This is a genomic window from Leuconostoc pseudomesenteroides KCTC 3652 (assembly GCF_014634745.1).
In the GTDB taxonomy this organism is placed as follows: Bacteria; Bacillota; Bacilli; order Lactobacillales; family Lactobacillaceae; genus Leuconostoc; species Leuconostoc pseudomesenteroides.
This window is the reverse complement of record NZ_BMBP01000002.1, coordinates 256,796-281,555: the sequence shown is the minus strand read 5'-3', so window position 1 is coordinate 281,555 and position 24,760 is coordinate 256,796. Positions and strand designations below refer to the sequence as shown.

Below are 24,760 nucleotides of genomic sequence, written 5' to 3'. Positions count from 1 at the left end.
TTTTTGTTAAAATGAAACTATATTAATCTAGGAGATATAAAATTCATGGCTAAAACTTTAGTTTTTGGGCACAAAAACCCTGATACGGACACAATTGCTTCGGCAATTGCCACATCTCATTTGTTGCGTCACCTATACAACTGGGACACAGAAGCAGTTGCACTAGGGACACCAAACGAGGAAACAAAGTTCGCTTTGAGTTACTTTAAACTAGAAGCACCTCGCGTCATTACAAGTGCTGATACCGATGATGTTGTCTTAGTCGATCACAACGAGGCAGCGCAATCAATTGATAATTTAGCTGATGTGACAGTAGCAGCTATATACGATCACCATAAATTCAATTTTTCCAATAGCACACCACTTTATATTGTGGCTAAGCCTTGGGGTTCAGTAGCTACTATTTTATACTTTGAATTTAAAAATAATGACGTTACAATTCCAGCTAACATAGCTGGTTTGATGGCATCGGCTGTCATTTCAGATACTTTGTTGCTTAAAAGCCCAACGACCACTGAAGCTGATAAAGTTGCTTTGTCAGAATTGTCAGAAATAGCTGGTCTTGAAGACTATGAAAAGTATGGTTTAGATTTGTTGAAGGCAGGGACTGACCTTTCTTCACGTACTGATAAAGAGTTGATTGATGGTGACGCAAAGTCATTTGATATGGCTGGGCACCAATTCCGCATTGGGCAAGTGAACACTGTTGATATTGATGACGTTTTGGCACGCCAAGCGGGTATTGAAGATGCCATCAAGTCTGAAGGCTACGAGGACTTCTTGTTTGTCATTACAGATATTTTGAACTCTAATTCAAAAGCAATTTATCTAGGGGATGCAAACGATGCCATTGAAAGTGCCTTCAATGCGAAATTAGCAGGCAATGTCATTGATTTACCAGGTGTAGTGTCTCGTAAAAAACAAGTTGTCCCACCACTTGAGCAACAATTTTAAGATTTTTTAAACATCTTAAGCTGAGATATAAACTTTTACGAACAAAATTTCGTCAAGTTAGAAAAAAGGGCTTTACAGTGCCCAATAGTTCATGTATAATAGTTATTTGTATTGACAAGCAAATAAAAATTTTTAAGAAAACACACTAAGGAGCAAGGATTATGCGTATCCACGTCGTTTTAGGAAATGATGAAACTGGTGAGCGTATTTACTTGACGTCTAAAAACCGTCGTAATACGCCTGACCGCCTCGAGTTGAAGAAGTACTCACCAAAACTTCGTAAAGTAGTGACATTTAAGGAGATTAAGTAATGGCAAAAAAGTCAAAAATTGCTAAGGCACAAAAGCGTGAAGCTTTAGTTGCAAAGTATGCTGAAAAGCGTGCTGCATTGAAAGCATCTGGTGATTTCATCGGTTTGGCTGCTTTGCCAAAAGATTCATCTCCAGTACGTGTTCACAATCGTGATTTGATTGATGGTCGCCCTCATGCTTACATGCGCGAATTTGGTATGTCACGTTTGAACTTCCGTCAATTGGCACACAAAGGTCAAATTCCTGGTGTGCGTAAGGCTTCTTGGTAAGCACTTATATATTATTTTAAAAAGCCGGCTTGCGGCTTTTTTATTTGTGAAAACAAACAGTGAATTTGCATTTTTTTCATAAATAAGCTATAATTAATATAGTTAATTTACATAGCAATTGTAAATGAGCGGGTCACTTTGTAAAAAGAGGCCGGCTCATTTTTTATGAGATTAGCGCTTGCTGTCAATACACACGAACAGGTATTCAAATGTGTACCAAAAATAGTAGTCTGAATTTAGTCGAAAGGAGAAAGCAAATGACCAGTAAAACGGAACAAGTTGTTATAGACTTGATCACACCAATTTTAAAGACTCATGATGATTTGCTGTGGGATTTGACGATCACTAAAGAAGGTGGTCAAAAGATTTTACGCATACTGATTGACAAACCTAACCATGAATTTATTACGATGGATGAGTTAACAACTTTTACACAAGATGTTAATGAATTATTAGATACGGTTGATCCAGATCCAATACCTGAAGCATACATGTTAGACATTTCTTCACCCGGAGCTGACCGTCCATTGAAAGAAAATTGGCATTTTGAATGGGCAAAAGAAGCAAACGAGAACATATTAGTATCACTATTTACCAATAAAAATGGTCAAAAGAGGTGGCAAGGTAAAATTCAGTCGCTTGATCAGGATGGTTTAGTCTTAAAAACTGAAAATGGTGATTTGCCTTTGACTTTCGATGAGATAGCAAAAGCGATATTAGATGTTCAGTTTTAATCGGTAAAAAATGGAGAAATCGAATGAGTAAAGAATTAGTAGATGCACTTGATGCTCTTGAGGCAGAACGTGGTATTGATCGTTCGGTTGTTGTGGATGCTTTAGAAGACGCACTAAAAGCAGCTTACAAGAAGCAATACAACACCGCCGATAATGTTGAAGCAACGTTTGACGATAAAAAGGGTAACATTAGTATTAAGCAGGTGAAAAACGTTGTCTTAGATGATGACCTTGAAGATGATGAAACGGAAATTGCATTGTCTGATGCTTTGGCTTTGAATAGAGCTTACGAAGCTGGTGATGAAATTCGGTTCGATGTCACGCCTAAGGACTTTGGTCGTATGGCTGCACAAGCAGCCAAACAAGTGATTGTTCAAAAAATGCGTGAAGCCAGTCGTCAAGCGGTTTATAATAAGTTTGCTGAATATGAAAACGAAATTATCACTGGTGAAGTCGATCGACAAGATTCGCGTTTCTTATATGTCAATTTACCAGGCAATCAAGAAGCTGTCATGGCCCCCAATGATCAAATGCCAAATGAACGTTACCGTATGGGTGATCGTATAAAGGTTTTGGTCAATAAAGTGGAAAACAATGCCAAGGGGCCACAAATTTTCGTTTCACGTACAGCGCCTGATTTGGTTAAGCGTTTGTTTGAACAAGAAGTGCCAGAAGTTTACGATGGTACGGTTGAAATTATGTCAATTGCACGTGAAGCAGGTGATCGTTCAAAAATCGCTGTTTACACGCATGATGGTGATTTAGATCCTGTGGGCGCTATGGTTGGTCAACGCGGTGCACGTGTTCAAAGCGTTGTCAACGAGTTAGCTGGCGAAAACATGGACATTGTAGAGTGGGTTGAAGACGAAGCGCAATACATTGCGAACGCTTTGAATCCTTCTGAAGTAACGGATGTTATTTTTGATTCCGAAAATGACCGCGCGGTGACTGTCATTGTGCCTGATAACCAATTATCATTAGCAATTGGAAAAAAAGGTCAAAATGCACGTTTAGCGGCTCGTTTGACAGGATTTAAGATTGATATCAAGTCAGAAAGCGAAGCAGCAGAAACATTAGCGCAAAAGCCTGCAGACGACAAACAAATTGACGAAGACGAAGAATAATTTGAAAGGATACATGGTGTGTGACAACCTAAACTCCACACCTAATGTTTTAAAACTATGAAACCTCGTAAAATACCAATGCGAAAAGACATTGTAACAGGTGAAATGTTTCCTAAAAAAGATCTCGTTCGTGTCGTTCGCGACAAAGAAGGTAAGGTCACTTTAGATCCTACAAGCAAGGCAAACGGCCGTGGTGCATACATTAGTTTAGATGTGGCCGTAGCGGAAAAAGCTAAACAAAAGCGCATCTTTGATAAAGCGTTTGAAGTGAAAGTGCCTGATCAGTTTTATGATGAACTGATAGCATACGTTGATCATCAACAAGCACGTCGGGAGTTGTTCGGTGATCAGTAAAGACGAACAAATATTAAATTTGCTAGGTTTGGCAATGCGCGCTGGCAAGTTAGTGCTGGGAACGGCACCGACTCTTGCAGCCATTCGTGGGCAAAAAGTGTCATTAGCATTTTTTCCAAGCGATGGTGGCGCTAGCCAAGCTAAAAAATTAGCCGACAAATCATCATTTTACAATGTCAGATTAGTACAAGACTATACTAAGCAGCAATTGACAGACGCCATCGGTGTTAATCGAGGTGTGTTTGCTGTTGCAGATCATGGTTTTAGTCGCAAAATTAAACAATTAATATCAGAAAAGGAGCGGAACTAAATGGCAGAAGAAAAGAAATTCTCAGGCTCAAACCGTCCTGCAAGAAAACAGGCAGTGCCAGAACGTAAGGAATTGCCCGCATCGCAAAGACGCCATGCGGCTAAGTTAGCGGATGGTGCAACACCAGCTCAAAATAGTTCACGTCCAGCACGTCAGGGACGTCCAAATAACAATAATGGTCAAGGTCACCAAAATAACGGTAGCCAAGGTCAAAAGCGTAATACATCTCAAAATCGACCAAGTAATAGTGGTCAGAGTCGCTCAAATACAAACAATACTAACCGTAATAGCGGTCGTCCTGGCTCACGAGTGGCACCATCTGAAGGTCGTCCAATGATTCGTGAAAAGAAAAATTGGTCAACAAAGCCACGTGCCGGACAAGTAGATTATTCAGCTAAGCCTGACAATAGTCTCAAGCAGTACGTGAATGAAAACGAAAAAAAGCGACAAGCTTCTGAAGCAGTTAAACACCCTAAAAAGGCTGCTGCTAAACCAGCAACGCAACCTAAAGCACAGCCTGCAGCCACAGCACAACCAGCAACTCCTGCTGCTGGAACCGGTAAGTTTGGTGGTGCATTGGCTTCTGGTAATAACTCTGCGCGTAATAATTCACGCAAGCGCAATACTAATGGAACAGGACAACAAACGCCACGCCGTAATGATCGTCCACGCGGATCTAAAAAGTCACGTCGTATTGCAGCGAAACATCAACCAGCTACACCAGTGACTGTTCGAAAGGAACAGCCATTGCCAGAGGTTTTGGAATATCGTATTGGTATGAACGTCCAAGATTTATCAAAACTTTTGCACCGTGATACAGCAGAAATTATTAAAAAGTTGTTCTTGTTGGGAATTGTAACGAACCAAAACCAAAGTTTGGATGAAGATACGATTGAAATTTTGGCTGCAGATTATGGTATTGATGCTAAAGTTAAAGAAGAAGAAGATGTTGCCAATATTGATCGTTTCTTCGATGATGAAACGATTGATGAAAGTAAATTAGTACCTCGACCACCTGTTGTTACAATCATGGGTCACGTCGATCATGGTAAAACTACGTTGTTAGATTACTTGCGTAATTCGCATGTGACTGAGGGCGAAGCTGGTGGTATTACACAACACATCGGTGCTTATCAAACTCGTTTGAATGACAAGCTAATCACTTTCTTGGATACACCAGGGCACGCCGCCTTTACAGAGATGCGTGCACGTGGTGCTAATGTGACGGATTTGACAATTTTGGTGGTTGCTGCTGATGATGGGGTTATGCCACAAACAATCGAAGCGATTAACCATGCCAAAGCTGCCGGCACACCTATCATTGTGGCAGTTAACAAGATTGATAAGCCTGGTGCCAATCCAGATGATGTGATGAACCAATTGATGGCATATGATTTAGTGCCTGAAGAATACGGCGGTGATACAATCTTTGTTAAGATTTCTGCTAAGTTTGGACAAAATGTTGATGAGTTGCTTGAAATGATTTTGCTACAAGCAGAAGTGCTTGAGCTGAAGGCTGATCCTGATATGCCTGCTCGTGGTTCAGTGATTGAAGCGCGTTTGGATCGTGGACGTGGACCTGTTGCGACTGTGTTGGTGCAACAAGGTAGTATGCATGTTGGTGACCCAATTGTTGTAGGTAATACTTATGGTCGCGTACGAACAATGACTAATGAACGCGGTGTAGAATTGGAAGCGGCTCTACCAGCAACGCCAGTTCAAATTACTGGTTTGAATGATGTACCACAAGCTGGTGATCGTTTCATTGTTATGGCTGATGAAAAAACAGCTCGTGCAGCTGGTGAAGAACGTGCAAAGCGTGCGCAAGAAGCAATTCGTAACTCTGGGTCAGTCGTTACACTTGATACTTTGTTTAATACAATGGCAGAAAAGGCCATGAAGACTGTTCCGGTCATCGTCAAAGCTGATGTACAAGGTTCGGTCGAGGCACTCTCTGGCTCACTGAAGAAAATTGAAGTTGATGGTGTTCGTGTTGATATTATCCACACGGCGGTTGGTGCTATCAATGAATCTGATGTGACATTGGCCGAAGCATCTGGGGCTGTTATCATTGGATTCAATGTGCGGCCTACGCCATTGGCTAAATCGCAAGCTGAAACGGAGAAAGTTGATATTCGTTTCTATAATGTGATTTATAACGCTATCGATGATGTCGAAGCAGCTATGAAGGGTCAACTTGAACCTGTATTTGAAGAAAAGATTATCGGCCAAGTTGTTGTTAAAGAACTCTTCAAGTTCTCTAAAGTTGGTACCATTGCTGGTGCTATGGTTGAAGAAGGTAAGATTACCAAAGAATCAAAAGTTCGTGTCATTCGTGATGGGGTTGTTGTATTTGATGGTGAGGTTGGCTCACTTCAACGTGGCAAAGATGCTGTGAACGAAGTCAAAATGGGATTTGAATTTGGATTCACTGTGGCTAAGTACAACGATGTTCATGTGGGTGATGTGGTTGAAGCCTATGTGATGCAAGAAGTTAAGCCTAAGTAACCTAGAAACAAATATAATCAATTAAAGAAAAGAGGCATGCAGTTATGGCTAATCCACAACGCGCAGGTCGTCTTGCTCAAGAAGTTCAACGTGATGTAACAGATCTATTGCTCAAGCGAATCAATGATCCTCGTGTACAAGATGTTACTGTCACAAGTGTTGAATTGACAGGTGATTTGCAAATTGCAACGATTTATTATTCAATCTTGTCTGATTTAGCAAGTGATGCTAAAAAAGCACAAGCAGGATTAGAAGCCGCTAGTGGCTTAATTCGGAAAGAATTAGGTGCACGTTTGACAGTGTATAAGATTCCTGAATTAAAATTTGTGCGTGATAATTCCGTTCAATATGGTAATCATATTGAGGACTTAATCCGTCAGTTACACAAAGAAAATTAATAAGTTGTGAAGAAAAGACTCTCCCCCATTTTGGGAAGAGTCTTTTGTGTTAAAATAGGATTATCAAAATTATTTTAAGAAAATGAGCTAATACATGACTAAATTGACACAACCAATCAACAGTGCTGTTGCAGAGATGGCGGCAGATAAATTGCTAAACTTTCAATTGATGATTCGCGATATTCCTGGCATTCTTCGTCTTACTTTTGGAGAACCTGGTTTTGATGTTGACGATAAAATTAAGCAGGCGACAATTGATGCAGTAAATGGTAATCGATCGCATTATGCTGAGAGTCAAGGTGAAACGGATTTGCGACAAGAAGTTGTTGCTTATTTCAATGAAAAATATCATTTGAATTTTAAAAATGAAGATAACGTTATTGTGACACAGGGGGTGAGTGAAGCCGTCAATGTTGTTTTTCAAACGCTATTAAATGTTAATGATGGATTACTGATTCCTGAACCAGCTTATGGTCCTTATTTTGCGTCACTTGATCTGGCGCGCGGAACCAGAATTAGTATTGATACGACACCAAATGACTTCAAATTGACACCGGAAATGGTGGACAAAGCAATTGCTGAAGCAAAAGTTCCAGTAAAAGCTATTTTGATGAATTACCCGACTAATCCTACTGGAGTAACGTACTCACGTGAAGAATTAGAAGCGCTAGCAGTGACCTTTAAAAAGCATCAGCTCTGGGTTATTTCTGATGAGATTTATTCGGTTTTGACCTATAACAAAGAACATGTTTCCTTGGCTGAAATCATTCCTGAACAAACAATCTATATTAACGGTTTGTCGAAATCACATGCCATGACAGGTTATCGTGTTGGCTTTATTTTGGCGCAAAAGGAAATTATTGATGAAATGCAGAAAGTACATGGTGCTTTAGTATTTGCATTACCAACATTTGTTCAAGATGCAGCATTAGTTGCTTTGCGTGACGTGACGGATGCACCGGTGTTGATGCGTGATACCTATCAACACCGTCGTGATAATCTGCTGGCGCAATTGCAAGATTTGGGGTTTGAGGTTGTTGAACCTGAAGGTGCTTTCTATCTATTTGCAAAGCTACCTGAAGATTTAGGCAATGATGGGGATGCTTTTGCATTGGCACTGGCACAGCAGGGAAAAGTCGCTGTGATTCCCGGCTCAGCATTTAGCCATGGTGATGAACCTAATCCATACATCAGAATTTCGTACGCCGCATCTGATGAAGATTTGGCTGAGGGCATGAAACGTATAACAAAGTATATTGAAAAGGTACGCAGTTCAAAATGAATTTTTGGCAACGAATTTTTCGCTTGAAGAAAAAACAAACACAAGTAAATGCGACTGGGCGGCTCAATGCTATTAAAATGGCAAAAAAATCGGGAACGCTTGTTTTAGTGGCACCAGCCACTGGACAATTAAGACCTATTAAAGAAAGCCATGATGAGCATTATCAAGCTGCCAATGGTATTATGTTAATTCCAAATGGCGGAAATTTGATGCTACCAGTATCCGGAATTGTGAGTGAATCGACCACCGAAAAGTTAATCATTACGGATGGTCATGGTCAAGGTGTTACCATGACCTTAGTTGGTCAAGGTGAAGCTGCTCGATTGGCATGTTATGGTACCGGACAACAATTACATGCCGGTGATGTTGTGGGAACAGCTAACCAAAAAATCTTAGCGCAAAACAGTGAGGCTGTGCGTGTTTATGTTGTTTGGGCAGAACGCCAAATTCCAACAGTCCGTTTTGGTTCAGTCTATGCTGGCCAAAATATTTGGCAATCCGAGGATGACTTTAATGACAAACAAACAGATGATTGATGGCGTTCTGATTGTCAACAAGCCAAGAGGTGTTACTTCTTTTGATGTTGTTAGGCAGGTGCGTCGGATGTTTGGGCAAAAAAAGGTTGGGCATGCTGGTACATTAGACCCATCTGTGGCGGGTGTGTTAGTCGTTGCACTTGGAAAGGCGACTAAACTAATCGATGAACTCCAAACTAGGCCTAAGCGCTATGTTGGTGAAATCACTCTTGGCTTTGCGACGGAAACAGAGGATTTAGATGGTGCTGTAATTGCAACAAGGGCAATCGATATACCGATTACGGCGGCAAAAATTGATATTGCAATAAAATCTTTAAATGGTTCAATTAAACAAATGCCACCGATGTATTCAGCTGTGAAAGTAAACGGTCGTCGACTTTATGATTATGCCAGAGCAGGTGAGACAGTGGCGCGTCCAGAACGCGATGCAATGATTTATGATTTTCATCGAACGTCAGATATCGATTTTGAAAATAGTGTCCAAAAATTTAATTTTGAGGCAACTGTGTCAAAAGGTACTTATATTAGGACGTTGGCTTCGGATACTGGTAAGAGGCTTGATCTACCAGCAACAATGACAAGTTTGACACGGACGATGGGTAGTGGATTCACATTGAGTGAAGCTCATGACTTATTAGAGGTGGAAAAGCTTGCACCAGATGATTTACGTCAGACGATTGTGCCGATCAAAGATATTTTGACTTGGCCTACTCACGTTCTCTCAGATGATGAATGGTTTGCCGTTAGAAATGGTCAAAAAATTGCCGATTGGGAACCAAGTTCATTTTTGAAACAACTTTATTATAACGATAAATTAAAAGCAGTCTATCAGTATGATGACAGTGAGCACGTTTGGCGTTCGCGTTATGTATTTGATAATCAATAAATATGACAGATATAATTAAACTTCACTATCCAATTCAAAATGATGTCGAGCCAATGCAACAAGTTGTTGCGATGGGCTTTTTTGACGGCGTTCATCAAGGCCACCAATCGGTAATCAGACATGCTAAGCGCGAAGCTGAGAAACGTCACGTTCCACTCGCTGTATTAACATATGATCCTCATCCGATTGTCGCTTTCAAAATGTTAACCCAACCATTACGATACCTAACCCCGTTGGATCAAAAAATTGAACTGATGTCTGTACTAGGTGTTGATCGCGTGTATGTCATGCGTTTTACATCTGCACTTGCGAATTTATCAGCACAACAATTTGTGGATGAGATATTAATGCATTTAAACCCCGTGGCAGTTGTTGCTGGATTTGATCACTTGTATGGTCCGGCACATACCAATAGTGACATGACGCATTTACAAGGTTATGCTGGCAAACGATTTGAAGCAATTACTGTGCCAAAATGCAGCTTAGACGATCAAAAAATTGGTTCTTCACGAATCAGGAAATTACTTGACGATGGAGATGTTGATGAGGCGGCGAAACAATTGGCGCGAATCCACACGACAACGGGGATGATTGTTCATGGCGAGGCGAGAGGGCGCGAACTAGGTTTTCCAACTGCTAATATTCAAACGCCAGAACAAGAATGGCTACCAGGAATTGGCATCTATGCCGTCAAAATTGAAATTGCGGGTCAGTGGTTTATTGGCATGGCAAGCATTGGCAGAAACGTCACTTTTGGTGACAACAGACCAGTGACGGTGGAAATCAACATTTTAAATTTTCATAATGAAGTTTATGGTGAAGCAGTTAAGGTAGCCTGGTATCATCGTTTGCGCGGTGAGGTTAAATTCAATAATGCCGAGGAACTAATTGAACAACTTATTAAAGACCAAACGGCGACGCAACAATATTTTGAGACACTTGAAGAATAATCAAGTGTCTTTTTTGGCACTCTTATAAAAAGAGTGCCAAAAAGGGTTGCTTTTTTGAAAAATAGGTGTATCATAAAAGATGTTAGCAGTTAAAAAAAAGAGTGCTAAAAGGAGTGATGAGATGGCACTGACCGACAGACAAAAGTTAATTTTGAGTGCTATCATTTATGAATATACTCAGACTGCTCATGCGGTTGGTTCAAAAAGCCTGCAAGAGCAACTTAATATTAAAGTGAGTTCTGCTACTATTCGTAATGAGATGGCGACACTAGAAGCTGATGCTTTTATCAAAAAATTACACACTTCTGCGGGTCGAGTGCCATCTTACGAGGGTTATCGGTATTATCTTGACCATTTGATGGTCACCCGCAAGGCTTCTCCGCAAGATGTTCGTGCTGTTATTCAATCTTTCCGAGGCAATTTCCATGAAATTGATGACTTGTTGGATGAAACAGCAAGAACACTTTCAGCACTAACTGGCTATACGGCTTTAATTCTTAAACCTAAGCGTGTGGATATTAAAGTTTCTGGCTTCCGTCTCGTACCATTAGAGGGGCACCAATTAATTGCGGTTCTTGTGACTAATGACGGTAAGGTAACAAGCCAAACTTTCAAACTACCAAACGAAATGGCAATTGAATCTTTGGAGGGCATGGTTAAATACATTAACGAGCAGATGGTTGGTCGACCAGTTAATGATGTTCTAAAAATGATGCAATCTGATGAGTTGCCGACTCAAATGAGTCGCATGATTCAAACGCCGGCGGCGTTCTTGCAATTGTTTGGTGATGTATTGGCTCGTTCCGTTGGCGATAATGTTCATATTGGTGGCAGGCTCAACGTCCTTGATTTCAGTGGTGAAACTGGTGTTAATAATATTAAGCAACTGCTTGAGTTTCTCACTAATGCAAGAGCGGTTAGGCAAATTGTGACACCCTCCGCGCAAGTCCAAATTAAAATTGGTCGAGAAATTGGCGAAAAACTGCTTTCCAATTTCAGTTTGGTTACGCGAGATTTCTTGGTACCTAATCAAGGTAGTGGTGTTATTGCTTTACTTGGTCCAATACCGATGGCGTATAGTAAAAATGCGTTACTAATTGACGCTTTCGGAGAAGCACTAAGTCAAAAGATGATTGAATATACATAATTTAGGAGGTCACACCTGTGACAGATAAAAACGAAGAAGTGGTTGAAGAACAAGTTGTTGACGACGAGGCGACAACGCAAGAAGTTGAAGCTGATGTTGATGACTTGCAGACTGATGTCGATCCAAGACAGTCACAAATTGATGAGCTGACTGCCAAGGTTACTGAATTAGAAGATAAATTACTTCGATCTCAAGCAGAAATTCAAAATATTCAGCAACGTAATGCACGTGAACTGCAAAGTATTCGTAAATATGACGGACAACGCTTAGCAACGTCAGTGTTGCCAGCAGTTGATAACTTAGAACGTGCTTTGGCAGTTGAAGCGGATGACGCAGTTGCTAAGCAAATTAAGACAGGTGTTGAAATGACACTTAAAACATTGACTCAGGCTCTAACGGATAATGGTATTGCTGCAACAGGTAAAGTTGGCGACACTTTTGATCCGACGAAACATCAGGCCATTCAATCTGTTGACAGTGATGAAGTTGAAGTAGATCAAATCGCACAAGTTTTGCAAAAAGGTTATACATTGCAAGACAGAGTTTTGCGCCCAGCGATGGTTGCGGTTGCAAAATAATTACTATGGTGATTCAGCGCTGGCACCACACCTTAAAAAGACTAACTAATTAATTAAAAAGTAAAGGAAGAATATATTCATGTCAAAAATTATTGGTATTGATTTAGGAACTACAAACTCAGCTGTTGCCGTCCTTGAAGGTGGCGAACCAAAGATTATTACGAACCCAGATGGTGGTCGCACCACACCTTCAGTTGTGTCATTTAAAAACGGTGAGAGCCAAGTTGGTGACGTGGCTAAGCGCCAAGCTATTACAAACCCAGACACAATCATTTCAATTAAGTCACACATGGGTGAAGCTGGTTACAAGGTTAAAGCCAATGGTAAAGACTATACACCACAAGAAATTTCAGCAATGGTTTTGCAATACATCAAAGGATATGCTGAAGACTACTTGGGTGAAAAAGTTGATAAAGCAGTAATTACAGTGCCTGCTTACTTTAATGATGCACAACGTCAAGCAACTAAAGACGCTGGTAAGATTGCCGGTTTGGAAGTTGAACGTATCATTAACGAACCAACTGCAGCTGCTTTGGCGTATGGCTTAGATAAATTAGACAAAGATGAAAAGATTTTAGTTTATGATTTGGGTGGTGGAACATTTGATGTTTCTATTCTTGAATTAGGCGATGGCGTCTTCGAAGTATTGTCAACAAATGGTGATACTCACCTTGGTGGGGATGATTTCGATAACAAAATCATTGACTACTTAGCAGCGCAATTTAAAGCTGAAAATGGCATTGATTTGAAAGATGACAAGTTGGCTTTGCAACGTTTGAAGGATGCCGCTGAATCAGCAAAGAAGACATTGTCTTCAGCTAACGAAGCACAAATCGATTTGCCATTTATTGCTTCAGGTGATCAAGGCCCATTGCACTTGCAAACATCTTTGACACGTGCTAAGTTTAATGAATTGACAGCTGATTTGGTTAAGAAAGCGGAACAACCAGTTTTGAATGCTTTGAAGGATGCGGGCTTGTCATTCTCAGACATTGATGAAGTGATTTTGAATGGTGGCTCAACACGTATTCCAGCCGTTCAAGAATCAGTTAAAAAATTGACTGGCAAAGAACCAAACCATTCAATCAACCCTGATGAAGCTGTTGCTTTAGGTGCTGCTGTTCAAGGTGGTGTGATTACTGGTGATGTTAAAGATGTTGTGTTGCTTGATGTGACGCCTCTATCATTAGGTATTGAAACTATGGGTGGTGTCTTCACAAAGTTGATTGATCGCAACACTACGATACCAACATCAAAGTCTCAGGTCTTCTCAACTGCGGCTGATAATCAACCTGCAGTTGATATTCATGTGTTGCAAGGTGAACGTTCAATGGCTGCTGATAATAAAACATTAGGACGCTTCCAATTGTCAGATATTCCAGCTGCAAAGCGTGGTGTACCACAAATTGAAGTGACATTTGATATTGATCGTAATGGTATTGTAAATGTCTCTGCCAAGGATTTGGGTACTCAAAAAGAGCAAAAGATTACTATCCAAGCCGCCGGTGGTTTGTCTGATGAAGAAATTGAACAAATGATGAATGATGCTAAGGCCAACGAAGAAGCCGATGCTAAGAAGAAAGAAGCGGTTGACACGCGCAATGAAGCTGATCAACTTATTTTCCAAACTGAAAAGACTTTGGAAGAAGTTGGCGACAAGTTGGGTGATGACGATAAAAAGCCAACCCAAGATGCTTTGGAAGCTTTGAAAAAGGCCAAAGAAGATGCTTCTGCTGAGGACGCTGACTTAACTGATTTGAAGGCTAAGTCAGAAGAATTGACAAAGGTTGCCGGTGAATTGGCAATGAAGCTTTATCAACAAGCGGCACCAAAAGATGGGGCTGAGGGTGACGCAAAATCAGCTGATGACAATACAGTTGATGGTGATTTTGAAGAAGTTGATCCTAAAAAAGACGACAAGAAGTAATTATTGATCATGCAAACCGCATTCGTTGAGTGCGGTTTGTGTACATAAATTAGAAGGAGCGGGCACGTGAATAACACAGAATATTATGACCGTCTCGGCGTAGATAAGAACGCTAGTCAAGATGAAATAAAAAAAGCATATCGAAAGTTATCAAAAAAATATCATCCTGATTTGAACCATGAACCAGGAGCTGAAGATAAGTATAAAGAAGTTCAGGAAGCCTTTGAAACTTTGGGTGATGAGCAAAAGCGGGCGCAATATGATCAATTTGGACCAGCTGGCGCGCAAGGCGGTTTTGGTGGACAAGGTGGTTTTGGCGGTTACCAGCAGCAAGGTGGCTTTGGTGACTTTTCTGATCTTGGAGATATTTTCAGTCAGATGTTTGGTGGTGGTTACGATCCAAATCGACCAAGAAAAGGTCAGGATTTACAGTACCGTATGCGTTTGACATTTGAAGAAGCCATCTTTGGTAAAGAAACAACGATTAAGTTCAAACGTGGTGATGGTTCTCAACATGAAATTAAAGTGACCGTGCCTGCTGGTGTTGAAACTGGTCAACAAATGCGTTTGGCTGGTCAAGGTGAAGAAGGCTTTAACGGTGGACCACATGGTGATTTGTTCGTTGTCTTCCAAGTATCCGCTTCGCGTGACGGATTTGAACGTGATGGAGCTGATGTTTATCTTGAACAAAAAATTAGTTTCGTGACGGCTGCTTTGGGTGATGATATCCAAGTGAAAACTGTGCACGGAGAGGTTAAGTTACGTATTCCCGCCGGCACACAGACTGGTAAGCGATTCCGCCTAAGTGGAAAGGGTGCGCCTCGACTGCGTGGTAACGGGAATGGTGATCAATTTGTGGTTGTCACTGTTGATGTGCCAACAAAATTGAACAAAGAACAAAAGAAGGCGTTAGAGGCCTTTCAAGAAGCAACAACTGGCACAAAGCGCAAAGGGTTCTTTGATAAATTGTAGAATTTGACATGACAGAATAATTTTGTTCTGTCATTTTTTTGTGTTTTGTGTTATATTTTGTACAAATAGTGAGTGAACACTCACTCACTTAATAAAAATAATGAGGTGTGGCATGGAAAAAGTGATTGAACTTAAAAATGTTGATAAACACTTTGGAACTAACCATGTGTTGAATAAAATTAGTTTAACTATCAATTCTGGACAATTAGTTGGTTTAATTGGTCCGTCTGGTGCTGGAAAGTCCACGCTTATTGCCGCAATGCTTGGCATGTTAAGATTGGACGGCGGACAAGTCAGGTTATTGAACAGTGACATGCCTAATCGATCAGCTCTGCAAAATATTGGTTATATGGCCCAAAATGACGCGTTATATGGTAATTTAACTGGTTTGGAAAATCTGTCATTTTTTGGAAAATTAATGGGGCTATCTCGTTCGGTATTAACTGACAAAATTCATTTGGTTAGCCAAACTGTTGATTTACAGGATCACTTAGATTTACGGGTCAACCAATACTCAGGTGGTATGAAAAGACGATTATCTCTCGCAATTGCATTGCTATCAGATGCACCATTGTTAATTTTGGATGAACCAACAGTCGGGATTGATCCTGAACTTAGAATCAAAATTTGGCAAGAATTAGATAAATTGCATCAACAAGGTAAGACAGTTCTGATTACAACACACGTCATGTCTGAAATTGAGACGGTGGATCGCCTGTTAATGTTGCGAGACGGACATATCATTGCTGACAATACGCCGACTTTCTTGGAAAAACAATATCAGGTCACAAATATCGAATCAGTATTTATCAAGGCGGGAGAACGTTATGAGAATAATAGCCATATTTAAACGAATTATGACAGAGTTACGACGGGATAAACGTACATTAGCTATTGTCTTTGTTGCTCCACTGCTTATTTTGACACTGTTGTTTGCCATCCTACAAAATTCATCCTCAGTAACTGCAAGACTAGGTGTGTATCAAGTTGACCAAACAATAGTCAATCAATTGAAGAAAAATGATAATCTTCATCTTGTATCCCTGAAAGAGCGAAAGTCCGCCAAAGAATCATTGATGCAATATAATTTATCTGCTGTTATAACACAAAAAGAAAACCAATTGACAGTGACATACCAAAATGCAGACACAAGTCTCACTGGTATTGTGAAAGCAGATCTTACAAAGACGGTTTCAGGCGAACAAATGTCCAAACTTAAGTCGGCTTTGGCAAAGGTGACCAAACGAACAAAACCAGGCCGAGCAATATCTGAGATTAACAGTGGTATGACAATTAATGAAAATTATATTTATAGAAAATCTAACAGTTCACTCTTTATTAGTATTGCACCTGTAATGGTTGGCTTCTTTGTATTTTTCTTTGTTTTTCTAATTTCTGGTATTTCGCTGTTGCATGAACGTACAACCGGAACACTGAACCGGTTGCTGATATCGCCCGTTAAACGTTATGAAATTGTCAGTGCATATACACTAGCTTATGGCACACTGGCAGTGCTTCAAACTGTGATTATTGTCAGTTATGTTTTTTTCGTATTAGGTGTGCAAAATCAGGGTTCATTTGTACTTGTTTTGATCATCAATATTATTTTAGCTTTGGTTGCTTTGAGTTTAGGATTACTAGTATCCACTTTTGCCGCATCCGAATTTCAAATGATTCAATTTATTCCACTTTTAGTTGTACCTCAGATATTCTTTTCAGGTATTTTTAATATTTCTGGTATGAATCAAATATGGCAAGGTGTTGCTAAAATAATGCCACTATACTATGGCGATGATGCGTTGACTAATGTGATTAAAAAAGGCGCCTCAATTAGCGGTGTATGGCTGGATTTAGTTGTGTTAATTGGATTTGCTATAATATTATTAGTGTTAAATATAGTTGGCTTGAAAAGATATCGGCGTGTTTAAGGAGGATTAATGACAGAAACAAATTTAATTGCACTATTTAAGCAATTATCAGCAAAAGATGATGCACTGAGTTCAAAACAGCAAGCGGTGTTGAATGCCAGTTTGCTGTTATTCTCAGAAAAAGGATTCGAGCAAACGTCGACGAAAGATATTGCCAGCGCCGCTGGTGTATCGGAAGGAACAGTTTACAAACATTTTAAAACCAAAAATCAGTTGTTGGTTAAGGGCATTGCGCCCGTACTTGACAATGTTTTTCAAAGTGCCGTTCATGAATTTTTGTCTCAAATCACTTCACGTGATAAAATACCAAAACTGCACGATGTTTTGATGTTAGTCATTTCAAATCGCGTCCATTTCATCCAAAATAATTTGCCAGCTATCAAAGTTGCATTGGTTCAAGTGTTAGTGGATAAAACGTTTGCAGAACAAATGGTTCAGCATTTTCGTACAGCAATTGTTGAGGAGGTGAAACCATTATTGAGCATATTACGAGAGCGTGGTGAAATATGTAATATCAGCGATTTTCAGGCGATAAAGTTGATTAGTAGCACAATAATCAGTATTGTTGTTGGGTATCAAATCAATAGTCATGTTTCCTTGGAGGATGCCATTGCTGAGGGAATAGTCGTTGTGGAAAAAGCCCTGAAATAGAAAAAGCCGTCTAGGTTGAAATTAATCAACCTAGGCGGCATAGTTAACAACAAGTTTAATAACTATTCAATATATTTAGTATCATCATCAATTTGCCATGGGGCTTTGATGTCAATATGATCATAATAAAGATGACCATGTAGGTGATCAATTTCATGTTGGAAGACAATGGCGGGATAGTCGCGCAGCTTAATTGTCTGTGTTTCACCATCTTCATCTTGATAACGAACAGTGATGCGGTCGGCGCGTGGTACAAATCCAGGTACGTCTTCGTCAACAGATAAGCAGCCTTCACCAACGTCCAGTGCGGCACGCTTGACTGACTCAGAAATAATCACTGGATTGAATATCGTACCTTTAAAGTAGGGCTCTTCTGGGTGGTCGTGTGGATCGAGTGATGGGACCAAAATTGAAGCCATTCTTAAAGAATAACCAACTTGTGGTGCCGCTAAACCAACGCCGGGACGAAGACCATATTTTTCATTTTCAGTTTCATCTTGAGAAACAACCAAATAGGTCATCATATCTTTAGCCAGTTGAGCTGTCTCATCACTCAGCGGGAATGGCACATCTTTAGCTGTCTGACGTAAGACAGGATCGCCATCTCGCGTTATTTTATCCATTGTAAATCTGATTGTCATGTTTTTTACCTCATATTCTAGTATATCAAACGTTTGAACATGTTAAAATAAGATTATGAGCGAAAATTATACTTTACCAATTGATGGTAACTGGACAACTGAAGATATTGTGATAGTTTCAAACTTTGTTGATGCCATTCTGAGCGTTTACGAAAACGGTGTTTCACGAGACGAACTGGTACAACACTATAACAAATATCGCGTTGTTATGCCTGCAAAAAGCGAACAAAAGCGTTTCGACAAAGATTTTGAACGTCAAACAGGGCATAGCATTTATCGCGTGACTAAACTATTACAAACGAGCACAGAAAAAAGGGTGCGACTATGACAATGAGTCAGTTGGAAATTCAAAATATTGACCAAACAGTACTTCTGTGGCTTGATGATCTACAAAAGGATACAATCAGTGCAATGAGACACCATTTACAGGTCGGAACAAAACATGACGAACGTGATTTGGTTACCAATGTTGATAAGGCGAATGAACAAAAAATTAACGCGCTTATTAGGTCTTTCGATGTCAATGCAAAGATTGTGAGTGAAGAAGGGTTCGGCGATAAACCAACAGCTATGAACGGGCATGTTTGGTTTGTAGATCCTATTGATGGCACAATGAATTTTGTCAAAGAACATACTGATTTTGCCATTATGATAGCCCTATATGTGGATAATCAACCAGTGCTAGGTTGGATTCTGGATGTGGTTGATAATGTTGTGTATCATGGCGGACCAAAAATTGGCGTGTTTGCTAATCAGTTGCGCATTCAACAACCTGGAGATGATAGCTTGGCGGAAGGCGTAGTTTTGCTTAGTGGCGCCAGATTGCTGTATGGTATGTTTGGCTATGATCAAATTGCTAAAGCTGCTCTAGGATATCGTGTTATTGGTGCCGCTGGTCCTTCATTTATACGGGTTATTACGGGACAAGCTGTTGGCTATTCGTCAAAAATGATGCCTTGGGATTTTGCTGCAGGCCAAGTTTTAGCGAAAACTTTGGGTTTAATCGTCTCAGATATTGACGGGCAAGCACTGGATATGTTATCATCAAACATAGTATTAGTTGCTACGAAACGAGCGCATCGCGACATTGTCGAGTTGCATAAAAGCTAGGGAATACGGATTCCCTAGCTTTTGTATGTGAGTAGCATTTAAATTAAAGGAGCACTGGAAAATTGGCAAATCGCGAAGACATTCGTAACATCGCTATCATTGCCCACGTCGATCACGGAAAGACGACGCTGGTTAACGAGCTTTTGAAACAATCAGACACTTTGGACTCACGCAAGGAATTGGGTGATCGTGCCATGGATACCAACGATATCGAAAAAGAGCGTGGTATCACTATCTTGTCAAAGAACACAGCCGTTAAGGTTGGTGACAAGCAAATTAACATTTTGGATACACCAGGTCACGCGGATTTTGGTGGTGAAGTTGAGCGTATCATGGGTATGGTTGACGGTGTTTTGTTGGTTGTTGATGCCTTTGAAGGTACAATGCCACAAACTCGTTTTGTTTTGAAAAAAGCTTTTGAACAACACTTGACACCCATCGTGATTGTCAATAAAGTTGACCGTCCTGGCGCCCGTCCTGAAGAAGTTGTTGACGAAGTTTTGGATTTGTTCATTGAATTGGGTGCTGACGAAGAGGATTTGGATTTCCCAGTTATCTTTGCTTCAGCTATGAACGGTACGTCATCATTATCACCAGTTGTTGAAGATCAAGAACACACAATGAAGCCAATCTTTGATGCTGTTTTTGCAACAATTCCTGCGCCAGTCGATAATTCTGATGAACCACTTCAATTCCAAGTGGCAATGTTGGATTATAACGACTTCGTTGGCCGTATTGGAATTGGTCGTGTTAAGCGCGGCACAATCAAGATTGGTGATAACGTTGAAGTTTTGAAGTTGGATGGTTCGACGCAGAGCTTCCGCGTAACAAAACTGTCTGGTTTCATTGGCTTAGATCAAGTTGACATCGAAGAAGCCAAGGCTGGTGATTTGATTGCCGTGTCAGGTATGGAAGATATTTCTGTGGGTGAAACAGTTGCAGATCCTGCTCATCCAGATCCATTGCCAATTCTTCGTATCGATGAGCCAACTTTGCAAATGACTTTCCGTCAAAATGATAGCCCATTTGCTGGTAAAGAAGGAAAGTTTGTCACTGCACGCCAAATTGAAGATCGTTTGCGTCGCGAATTGCACACTGATGTTTCTCTTCGCGTGGAAGACACTGATCAAGCTGGCGCTTGGTTAGTATCTGGTCGTGGTGAATTACATTTGGCCATCTTAATTGAAACAATGCGTCGTGAAGGTTTCGAATTGCAAGCATCACGTCCACAAGTTATTTACCGTGATATTGATGGGGTTCAATCAGAACCTTATGAATCTGTACAAATTGACACGCCTGATGAATACTCATCAACTGTTATTGACTCATTGAACCAACGTAAGGGTGAAATGGTCAACATGGAGTCTGTCGGAAACGGTCAAACACGTTTGACCTATATGGCACCTTCACGTGGTTTGATTGGTTACTCAACAGAGTTTATGTCAGCAACAAGAGGCTATGGTATCTTTAACCATACTTATGCTGAATATCGTCCAGTAGTGCGCAACTGGGAGCCAGGACGCCGAAATGGTGCCTTAGTCTCGATCAACCAAGGGGCAACTTCTAACTACGCCATTATGGGTGTTGAAGACCGTGGTCAAATGTTCGTTGGTGCCGGTGTTGAAGTTTATGAAGGCATGATTGTGGGTATGAATGCCCGCGACAACGACATTTCAGTCAATGTTACGAAATTGAAGCCTCAATCAAACGTGCGTTCTTCAAACAAGGATCAAACTGCTTCAATCAAGACACCTCGTACAATGAATTTGGAAGCATCACTTGAATTCTTGAATGATGATGAATATGTTGAAGTAACACCTGAAAACGTTCGTATTCGTAAAGCTATCTTGAACACAGCTGAGCGTGAAAAGGCCGCAAAACGTCGTAAGGCATCAAAGTAATTTTAAATTTTCGAAGTAGGTTAGATAATATGTTCTAACTTCTTCATGATGGAGCTATGGCACAATCTGGTACTGCAACGGACTCGAAATCCGTCGAGCCGCTTTTGGCGGTGTGCGGGTTCAAATCCCGCTAGCTCCTTTCGAACAAGTGTATATGTGGTAAGTAAAACAGCAGAACCGCTGTTTTTTTATTGTTTGTTAGGGGAGATACCTAGATTCAGTTAGATTAAAATTTAAGTTCAGTCATTCTATTATTAAATATCAATGATCAATAATTCCTGCAAATTAAAAAGATAATCATATTAAATAAACATTCCTAGACTGATCAATTGCCATACTTTGGTCTTGATTTGAAAAAATATAAGTATTATTGTAAGATTAATGATTAGAGGAGTATTAAATTGAAAAAAGAAAAAAATAATTTTGCTGAATTGTTACAACATCTTTCCTTGAATGATGAAGAACAAGTTTTTGTCAACATCGCAATCCATCAATTGATAGACGAAAAAGAGCGAGAAGATTTGGTAATCCGTAGCTTAATTGGTAATTTTCGACCGCTCGCTTTGCAACAAAAATTGTCGCCACAAGGTTTGCAATTTTTTACAGAACTAGTGAAACCAAATTTCAAAGATGATATCTCGTTATGGTTACCATTTTGGTTAGGAACAATTCACTGATAGGGGTTTAGTCAGCTTGACATATTTTTGATACAAAAAAAGTCAGCGGTAGCGCTGACTGAAATATTGCCATTATCTAATTAGCTAGTCTATATGTTTTGTCAAATTGTTGCTGGGTGATTAAAGATATTTGATTACCATCTTTAATCAAATAATCACCAATTTTACCGATACTGACAGACCAAGGCGCATTGACCAACAGGTCGTCTGGATAAATTTGGTGCCAACTTAATAATTTTTTGTCAAAACTCTGACGGACCCAACTCTCAGAGATAGGCTGATGTGAAATCTGCCAAACCTCGACCATCTTGTTACCTATTTTTGCTCTCATGATGTTCTCCTGTTTGTGTTAATGACATATAGTTAGGTGATTAGCTTTAGTTACCTGTGTATATTTGACTAAAGCCGTTTTCCAGCGCTGTATTTTTTGTCTCTGTAAAATATAGATCCTCACCATTTGTTGTTTGTGAAACGTATACTTTTGGTTGGCTTTCTTGAGAGATAAACAAGTAAAGGATTTTGTTATAACCATCTGATGATGTTTGACCGACAGCAACAGCTATGACTTGATTCTTGGAATTGCTGCTGCCATTTGGTGACCATTCAATGGTTGTATCTTGATTGTCAAACTTGATATGGCCACTAAGTCTACCATTTTCTAAGGCTGTTGGAAATGAAATACCATAATAATCAGGTTTTTGATTATCATAGGTACCAGTATATGTTTGATTCATTTCCGTTTGCCATTGGCTCATGAAATCACTTAATTGCTTGTTTTTAGTGGCATTCCAGGTACTTTTTACTGCGACATCGCTGCTACTCGTAGATTGATTTGAGCTATGGTTACTGGACGATTTGATGGATGATGACCGTGTTGAAGAAAGGCTAGATTGATGGCTAACAGTTCTTTGATTTTTGGTGGTTTGATTGCGTGAACTTGCGCCATATATAATCATGGCTAAAATCACTGCAATAATGATTAGTACGAAGACCGGCCACTTGGTCGATCTAGGCATGTGTTTTCCTCTCATAAAGGTCTCCCTTGGTGTGACTTATTTTCACCTAATATTATAACAAAAGTCAGTATTTTTCGGTTGGTAATTTAATGTAGTTACAGTGAATATTTTGACTTTGTGTGGGCTGTGTTGTGGAAAAAAGATTACTAGATAATGTATGTGATGTTCATACTTAAGAACAACTACGTCTGAAATAATGGAATGTGAGCTGAACCGAAATTACATTTATATAATGGAGGTGTATACTTCCTCAGTCATTTTTTGTCTAAATTTTAATTAATCATCATGTCTCAGGTATTAATCAAGTAAAAAACCAACTCATCAACAAACGTGATGAATTGGTCAAAATGCGTTGAGGGGGAGTGTAAATAATTGATATATCAACGTTTGAAGAGTCACTGTGGCAAATTTGTAGCAAATACTAAATAAGTCCTTTGAATAAATTAATAGCTTTTTCTGTTTCTTCGTGTCTCTTCTTTTCTAGTAGGTGAGCATACGTGCTGAGCGTGATGTTTACATCAGCATGGCCAAGCCTTTCTGATACGTATTGAATTGATATATCTTTTGATAAAAGAAAACTAGCATGTGTATGTCTTAATCCATGAAATGTTATAACTGTGCTATTGTCTTTTTCAAGAAAACGCTTTAATTGCTTATTAGCAGCATTGTCAGAGGGCGGTGTATCATTTTCCCCTTGAAAAGCAAACCGCTCCCCAAATGTCCATTTTTTAGCTTTATTCATAAATTCTGATGAGATGGTGATTTCTCTATTAGATGTTTTTGTTTTTGTTTCCTTGAAGGCTTGATCGTGAATCTGCCAAGATTTGTTTACAGATACAGTGTTGTTTTTGAAATCAAAGTCATCTTTTGTTAAACCGGCGACCTCTGAAAATCTTAAGCCGGAATACAAAGCAGTTAAAATCATGTGGCTAGTAACGGCATCGCTTTCACTTGCTCTAATGATTAGCTTTTTCATTTCATCTTCTTCAAGAAATTTCAAGCTCTTATCTTTACTTTTAACTATCGAATAAGTATTAACGTTTCTTGTAAAGTCTCTGATGATTAGTCCTTCGTCAATAGCATATCGAATAAAAGCGCTAGTTATATTTTTTATGTGTGATACAGACGATTTTACGTGCTCGGCTCCATATTCATTGATTAGTAATTGGAAATCCTTAGAGGTAATTTCTGACATTTTTTTGTTACCCCATTTTTTTGTCAGTAAAGAAAGGGTAGTTCTGTACCATTGTTTGGTAGCTGTTTGAAGTTGTGGCTCCTTAAAAATATGGTACCAGTCTTCAAACACTTCTACGAATATAGCGTTATCCTTAGTCAGCTCTCTATTTTGTTTTTGAACCTCTGTCTCATTAGCCCAATTAGTTGCTGCTTTTTTTGTTTGAAATCCTGATTGAGTTTTTTTCAAATATTTTCCGTTATCCGGAACAGAAACACTAGCCGTCCATGTTTTACCACGTTTATATATTGAAGCCATAATAAAAACCTCCTTTAAAAAGGGGGCTTATATCTGTTATAATCTAATAGAACGCCCCGTGCGTTTACGTTTAGCACACCTTGTCTTTAGCCGGATGGGTGTGC

The 24,760-nt window shown here is 39.8% G+C and carries 28 protein-coding genes and 1 tRNA gene; 25 read left to right on the top strand and 4 right to left on the bottom strand.

From position 1 onward, the window contains the following. Positions 1-45: 45 nt before the first annotated feature. The 20 genes from IEU65_RS03760 to IEU65_RS03665 all read left to right on the top strand — a co-directional run bounded on the left by IEU65_RS03760 (position 46) and on the right by IEU65_RS03665 (position 17,819). A complete protein-coding gene (locus IEU65_RS03760; RefSeq protein WP_010296141.1) occupies positions 46-954 on the top strand; it encodes a manganese-dependent inorganic pyrophosphatase in 909 nt (302 codons plus the stop codon). Positions 955-1,115: 161 nt separating this feature from the next. Beyond that, positions 1,116-1,265 carry a 50S ribosomal protein L33 gene (gene rpmG / locus IEU65_RS03755; protein WP_002815032.1) on the top strand — a complete coding sequence of 50 codons (150 nt, stop codon included), beginning with the start codon at positions 1,116-1,118 and terminating at the stop codon, positions 1,263-1,265. Next, the gene (rpsN, locus tag IEU65_RS03750; RefSeq protein WP_004910882.1) at positions 1,265-1,534 is read left to right on the top strand and encodes a 30S ribosomal protein S14; all 270 of its coding nucleotides are present in this window, start codon (positions 1,265-1,267) and stop codon (positions 1,532-1,534) included. The genes rpmG and rpsN overlap by 1 nt, the downstream gene beginning before the upstream one ends. Positions 1,535-1,791: 257 nt before the next feature. Further along, on the top strand, positions 1,792-2,268 hold the full coding sequence (gene rimP, locus IEU65_RS03745) for a ribosome maturation factor RimP (RefSeq protein WP_010295229.1): 477 nt from the start codon (positions 1,792-1,794) through the stop codon (positions 2,266-2,268). A 23-nt stretch (positions 2,269-2,291) separates the two neighbouring features. Then, a complete protein-coding gene (gene nusA / locus IEU65_RS03740) occupies positions 2,292-3,392 on the top strand; it encodes a transcription termination factor NusA (RefSeq protein WP_010295227.1) in 1,101 nt (366 codons plus the stop codon). Between the two features lie 57 nt (positions 3,393-3,449). After that, positions 3,450-3,746 (top strand): RNase P modulator RnpM, encoded by a 297-nt coding sequence (gene rnpM / locus IEU65_RS03735; RefSeq protein ID WP_010295225.1) that lies wholly within the window; start codon positions 3,450-3,452, stop codon positions 3,744-3,746. Further along, the gene (locus IEU65_RS03730) at positions 3,736-4,056 is read left to right on the top strand and encodes a L7Ae/L30e/S12e/Gadd45 family ribosomal protein (RefSeq protein ID WP_010295223.1); all 321 of its coding nucleotides are present in this window, start codon (positions 3,736-3,738) and stop codon (positions 4,054-4,056) included. The genes rnpM and IEU65_RS03730 overlap by 11 nt, the downstream gene beginning before the upstream one ends. Continuing rightward, positions 4,057-6,564, top strand: a complete 2,508-nt coding sequence (gene infB, locus IEU65_RS03725; RefSeq protein ID WP_010295221.1) for a translation initiation factor IF-2 — start codon at positions 4,057-4,059, stop codon at positions 6,562-6,564. Positions 6,565-6,608: 44 nt separating this feature from the next. Further along, positions 6,609-6,962, top strand: a complete 354-nt coding sequence (gene rbfA, locus IEU65_RS03720) for a 30S ribosome-binding factor RbfA (RefSeq protein ID WP_010295219.1) — start codon at positions 6,609-6,611, stop codon at positions 6,960-6,962. Between the two features lie 94 nt (positions 6,963-7,056). After that, positions 7,057-8,244, top strand: a complete 1,188-nt coding sequence (locus tag IEU65_RS03715) for an aminotransferase class I/II-fold pyridoxal phosphate-dependent enzyme (RefSeq protein ID WP_010295216.1) — start codon at positions 7,057-7,059, stop codon at positions 8,242-8,244. After that, complete coding sequence (locus IEU65_RS03710; protein WP_010295214.1) at positions 8,241-8,780, top strand: PTS sugar transporter subunit IIA; 540 nt, start codon at positions 8,241-8,243, stop codon at positions 8,778-8,780. The genes IEU65_RS03715 and IEU65_RS03710 overlap by 4 nt, the downstream gene beginning before the upstream one ends. Further along, on the top strand, positions 8,758-9,666 hold the full coding sequence (truB, locus tag IEU65_RS03705; RefSeq protein ID WP_010295210.1) for a tRNA pseudouridine(55) synthase TruB: 909 nt from the start codon (positions 8,758-8,760) through the stop codon (positions 9,664-9,666). The genes IEU65_RS03710 and truB overlap by 23 nt, the downstream gene beginning before the upstream one ends. 2 nt (positions 9,667-9,668) lie before the next feature. After that, a complete protein-coding gene (gene ribF / locus IEU65_RS03700; RefSeq protein WP_010295207.1) occupies positions 9,669-10,616 on the top strand; it encodes a riboflavin biosynthesis protein RibF in 948 nt (315 codons plus the stop codon). Between the two features lie 121 nt (positions 10,617-10,737). Further along, complete coding sequence (gene hrcA, locus IEU65_RS03695; RefSeq protein WP_031941353.1) at positions 10,738-11,763, top strand: heat-inducible transcriptional repressor HrcA; 1,026 nt, start codon at positions 10,738-10,740, stop codon at positions 11,761-11,763. 17 nt (positions 11,764-11,780) lie between these two features. Then, entirely contained in the window at positions 11,781-12,341 is a 561-nt protein-coding gene (gene grpE, locus IEU65_RS03690; RefSeq protein ID WP_010295203.1) for a nucleotide exchange factor GrpE, read from the top strand. Between the two features lie 79 nt (positions 12,342-12,420). Further along, positions 12,421-14,268 (top strand): molecular chaperone DnaK, encoded by a 1,848-nt coding sequence (dnaK, locus tag IEU65_RS03685; RefSeq protein WP_010276308.1) that lies wholly within the window; start codon positions 12,421-12,423, stop codon positions 14,266-14,268. Positions 14,269-14,334: 66 nt separating this feature from the next. Then, positions 14,335-15,240, top strand: a complete 906-nt coding sequence (locus tag IEU65_RS03680) for a DnaJ C-terminal domain-containing protein (protein WP_010276303.1) — start codon at positions 14,335-14,337, stop codon at positions 15,238-15,240. 112 nt (positions 15,241-15,352) lie between these two features. After that, positions 15,353-16,090 (top strand): ABC transporter ATP-binding protein, encoded by a 738-nt coding sequence (locus IEU65_RS03675; protein WP_010276301.1) that lies wholly within the window; start codon positions 15,353-15,355, stop codon positions 16,088-16,090. Then, a complete protein-coding gene (locus IEU65_RS03670) occupies positions 16,068-17,168 on the top strand; it encodes an ABC transporter permease (protein ID WP_010276298.1) in 1,101 nt (366 codons plus the stop codon). The genes IEU65_RS03675 and IEU65_RS03670 overlap by 23 nt, the downstream gene beginning before the upstream one ends. Before the next feature lie 9 nt (positions 17,169-17,177). Continuing rightward, a complete protein-coding gene (locus tag IEU65_RS03665; protein WP_010276295.1) occupies positions 17,178-17,819 on the top strand; it encodes a TetR/AcrR family transcriptional regulator in 642 nt (213 codons plus the stop codon). Positions 17,820-17,881: 62 nt separating this feature from the next. Here IEU65_RS03665 and def read toward each other — a convergent pair whose 3' ends face one another. Next, positions 17,882-18,460 carry a peptide deformylase gene (gene def / locus IEU65_RS03660; protein WP_010276294.1) on the bottom strand — a complete coding sequence of 193 codons (579 nt, stop codon included), beginning with the start codon at positions 18,458-18,460 and terminating at the stop codon, positions 17,882-17,884. Between the two features lie 55 nt (positions 18,461-18,515). Between def and IEU65_RS03655 the strand changes: the two genes are divergently transcribed. The 5 genes from IEU65_RS03655 to IEU65_RS03635 all read left to right on the top strand — a co-directional run bounded on the left by IEU65_RS03655 (position 18,516) and on the right by IEU65_RS03635 (position 22,148). Next, positions 18,516-18,788 (top strand): UPF0223 family protein, encoded by a 273-nt coding sequence (locus tag IEU65_RS03655; protein WP_010276291.1) that lies wholly within the window; start codon positions 18,516-18,518, stop codon positions 18,786-18,788. Beyond that, positions 18,785-19,570, top strand: a complete 786-nt coding sequence (locus IEU65_RS03650) for an inositol monophosphatase family protein (RefSeq protein ID WP_010276288.1) — start codon at positions 18,785-18,787, stop codon at positions 19,568-19,570. The genes IEU65_RS03655 and IEU65_RS03650 overlap by 4 nt, the downstream gene beginning before the upstream one ends. A 62-nt stretch (positions 19,571-19,632) precedes the next feature. Continuing rightward, the gene (gene typA / locus IEU65_RS03645; protein ID WP_010276285.1) at positions 19,633-21,471 is read left to right on the top strand and encodes a translational GTPase TypA; all 1,839 of its coding nucleotides are present in this window, start codon (positions 19,633-19,635) and stop codon (positions 21,469-21,471) included. 50 nt (positions 21,472-21,521) lie between these two features. Then, positions 21,522-21,610 (top strand) — tRNA-Ser (locus IEU65_RS03640). Between the two features lie 262 nt (positions 21,611-21,872). Further along, positions 21,873-22,148, top strand: coding sequence for a hypothetical protein (locus IEU65_RS03635; protein ID WP_010276282.1), 276 nt, complete (start codon positions 21,873-21,875; stop codon positions 22,146-22,148). Between the two features lie 76 nt (positions 22,149-22,224). On the opposite strand, the gene IEU65_RS03630 is transcribed toward IEU65_RS03635, so the two are convergent. The 3 genes from IEU65_RS03630 to IEU65_RS03620 all read right to left on the bottom strand — a co-directional run bounded on the left by IEU65_RS03630 (position 22,225) and on the right by IEU65_RS03620 (position 24,656). Further along, on the bottom strand, positions 22,225-22,479 hold the full coding sequence (locus IEU65_RS03630; RefSeq protein ID WP_010276278.1) for a hypothetical protein: 255 nt from the start codon (positions 22,477-22,479) through the stop codon (positions 22,225-22,227). A gap of 46 nt (positions 22,480-22,525) precedes the next feature. Further along, positions 22,526-23,179 (bottom strand): DUF4767 domain-containing protein, encoded by a 654-nt coding sequence (locus IEU65_RS03625; protein WP_147651819.1) that lies wholly within the window; start codon positions 23,177-23,179, stop codon positions 22,526-22,528. Positions 23,180-23,585: 406 nt separating this feature from the next. Continuing rightward, positions 23,586-24,656, bottom strand: coding sequence for a tyrosine-type recombinase/integrase (locus IEU65_RS03620; protein WP_010276532.1), 1,071 nt, complete (start codon positions 24,654-24,656; stop codon positions 23,586-23,588). Between the last annotated feature and the right edge of the window lie 104 nt (positions 24,657-24,760).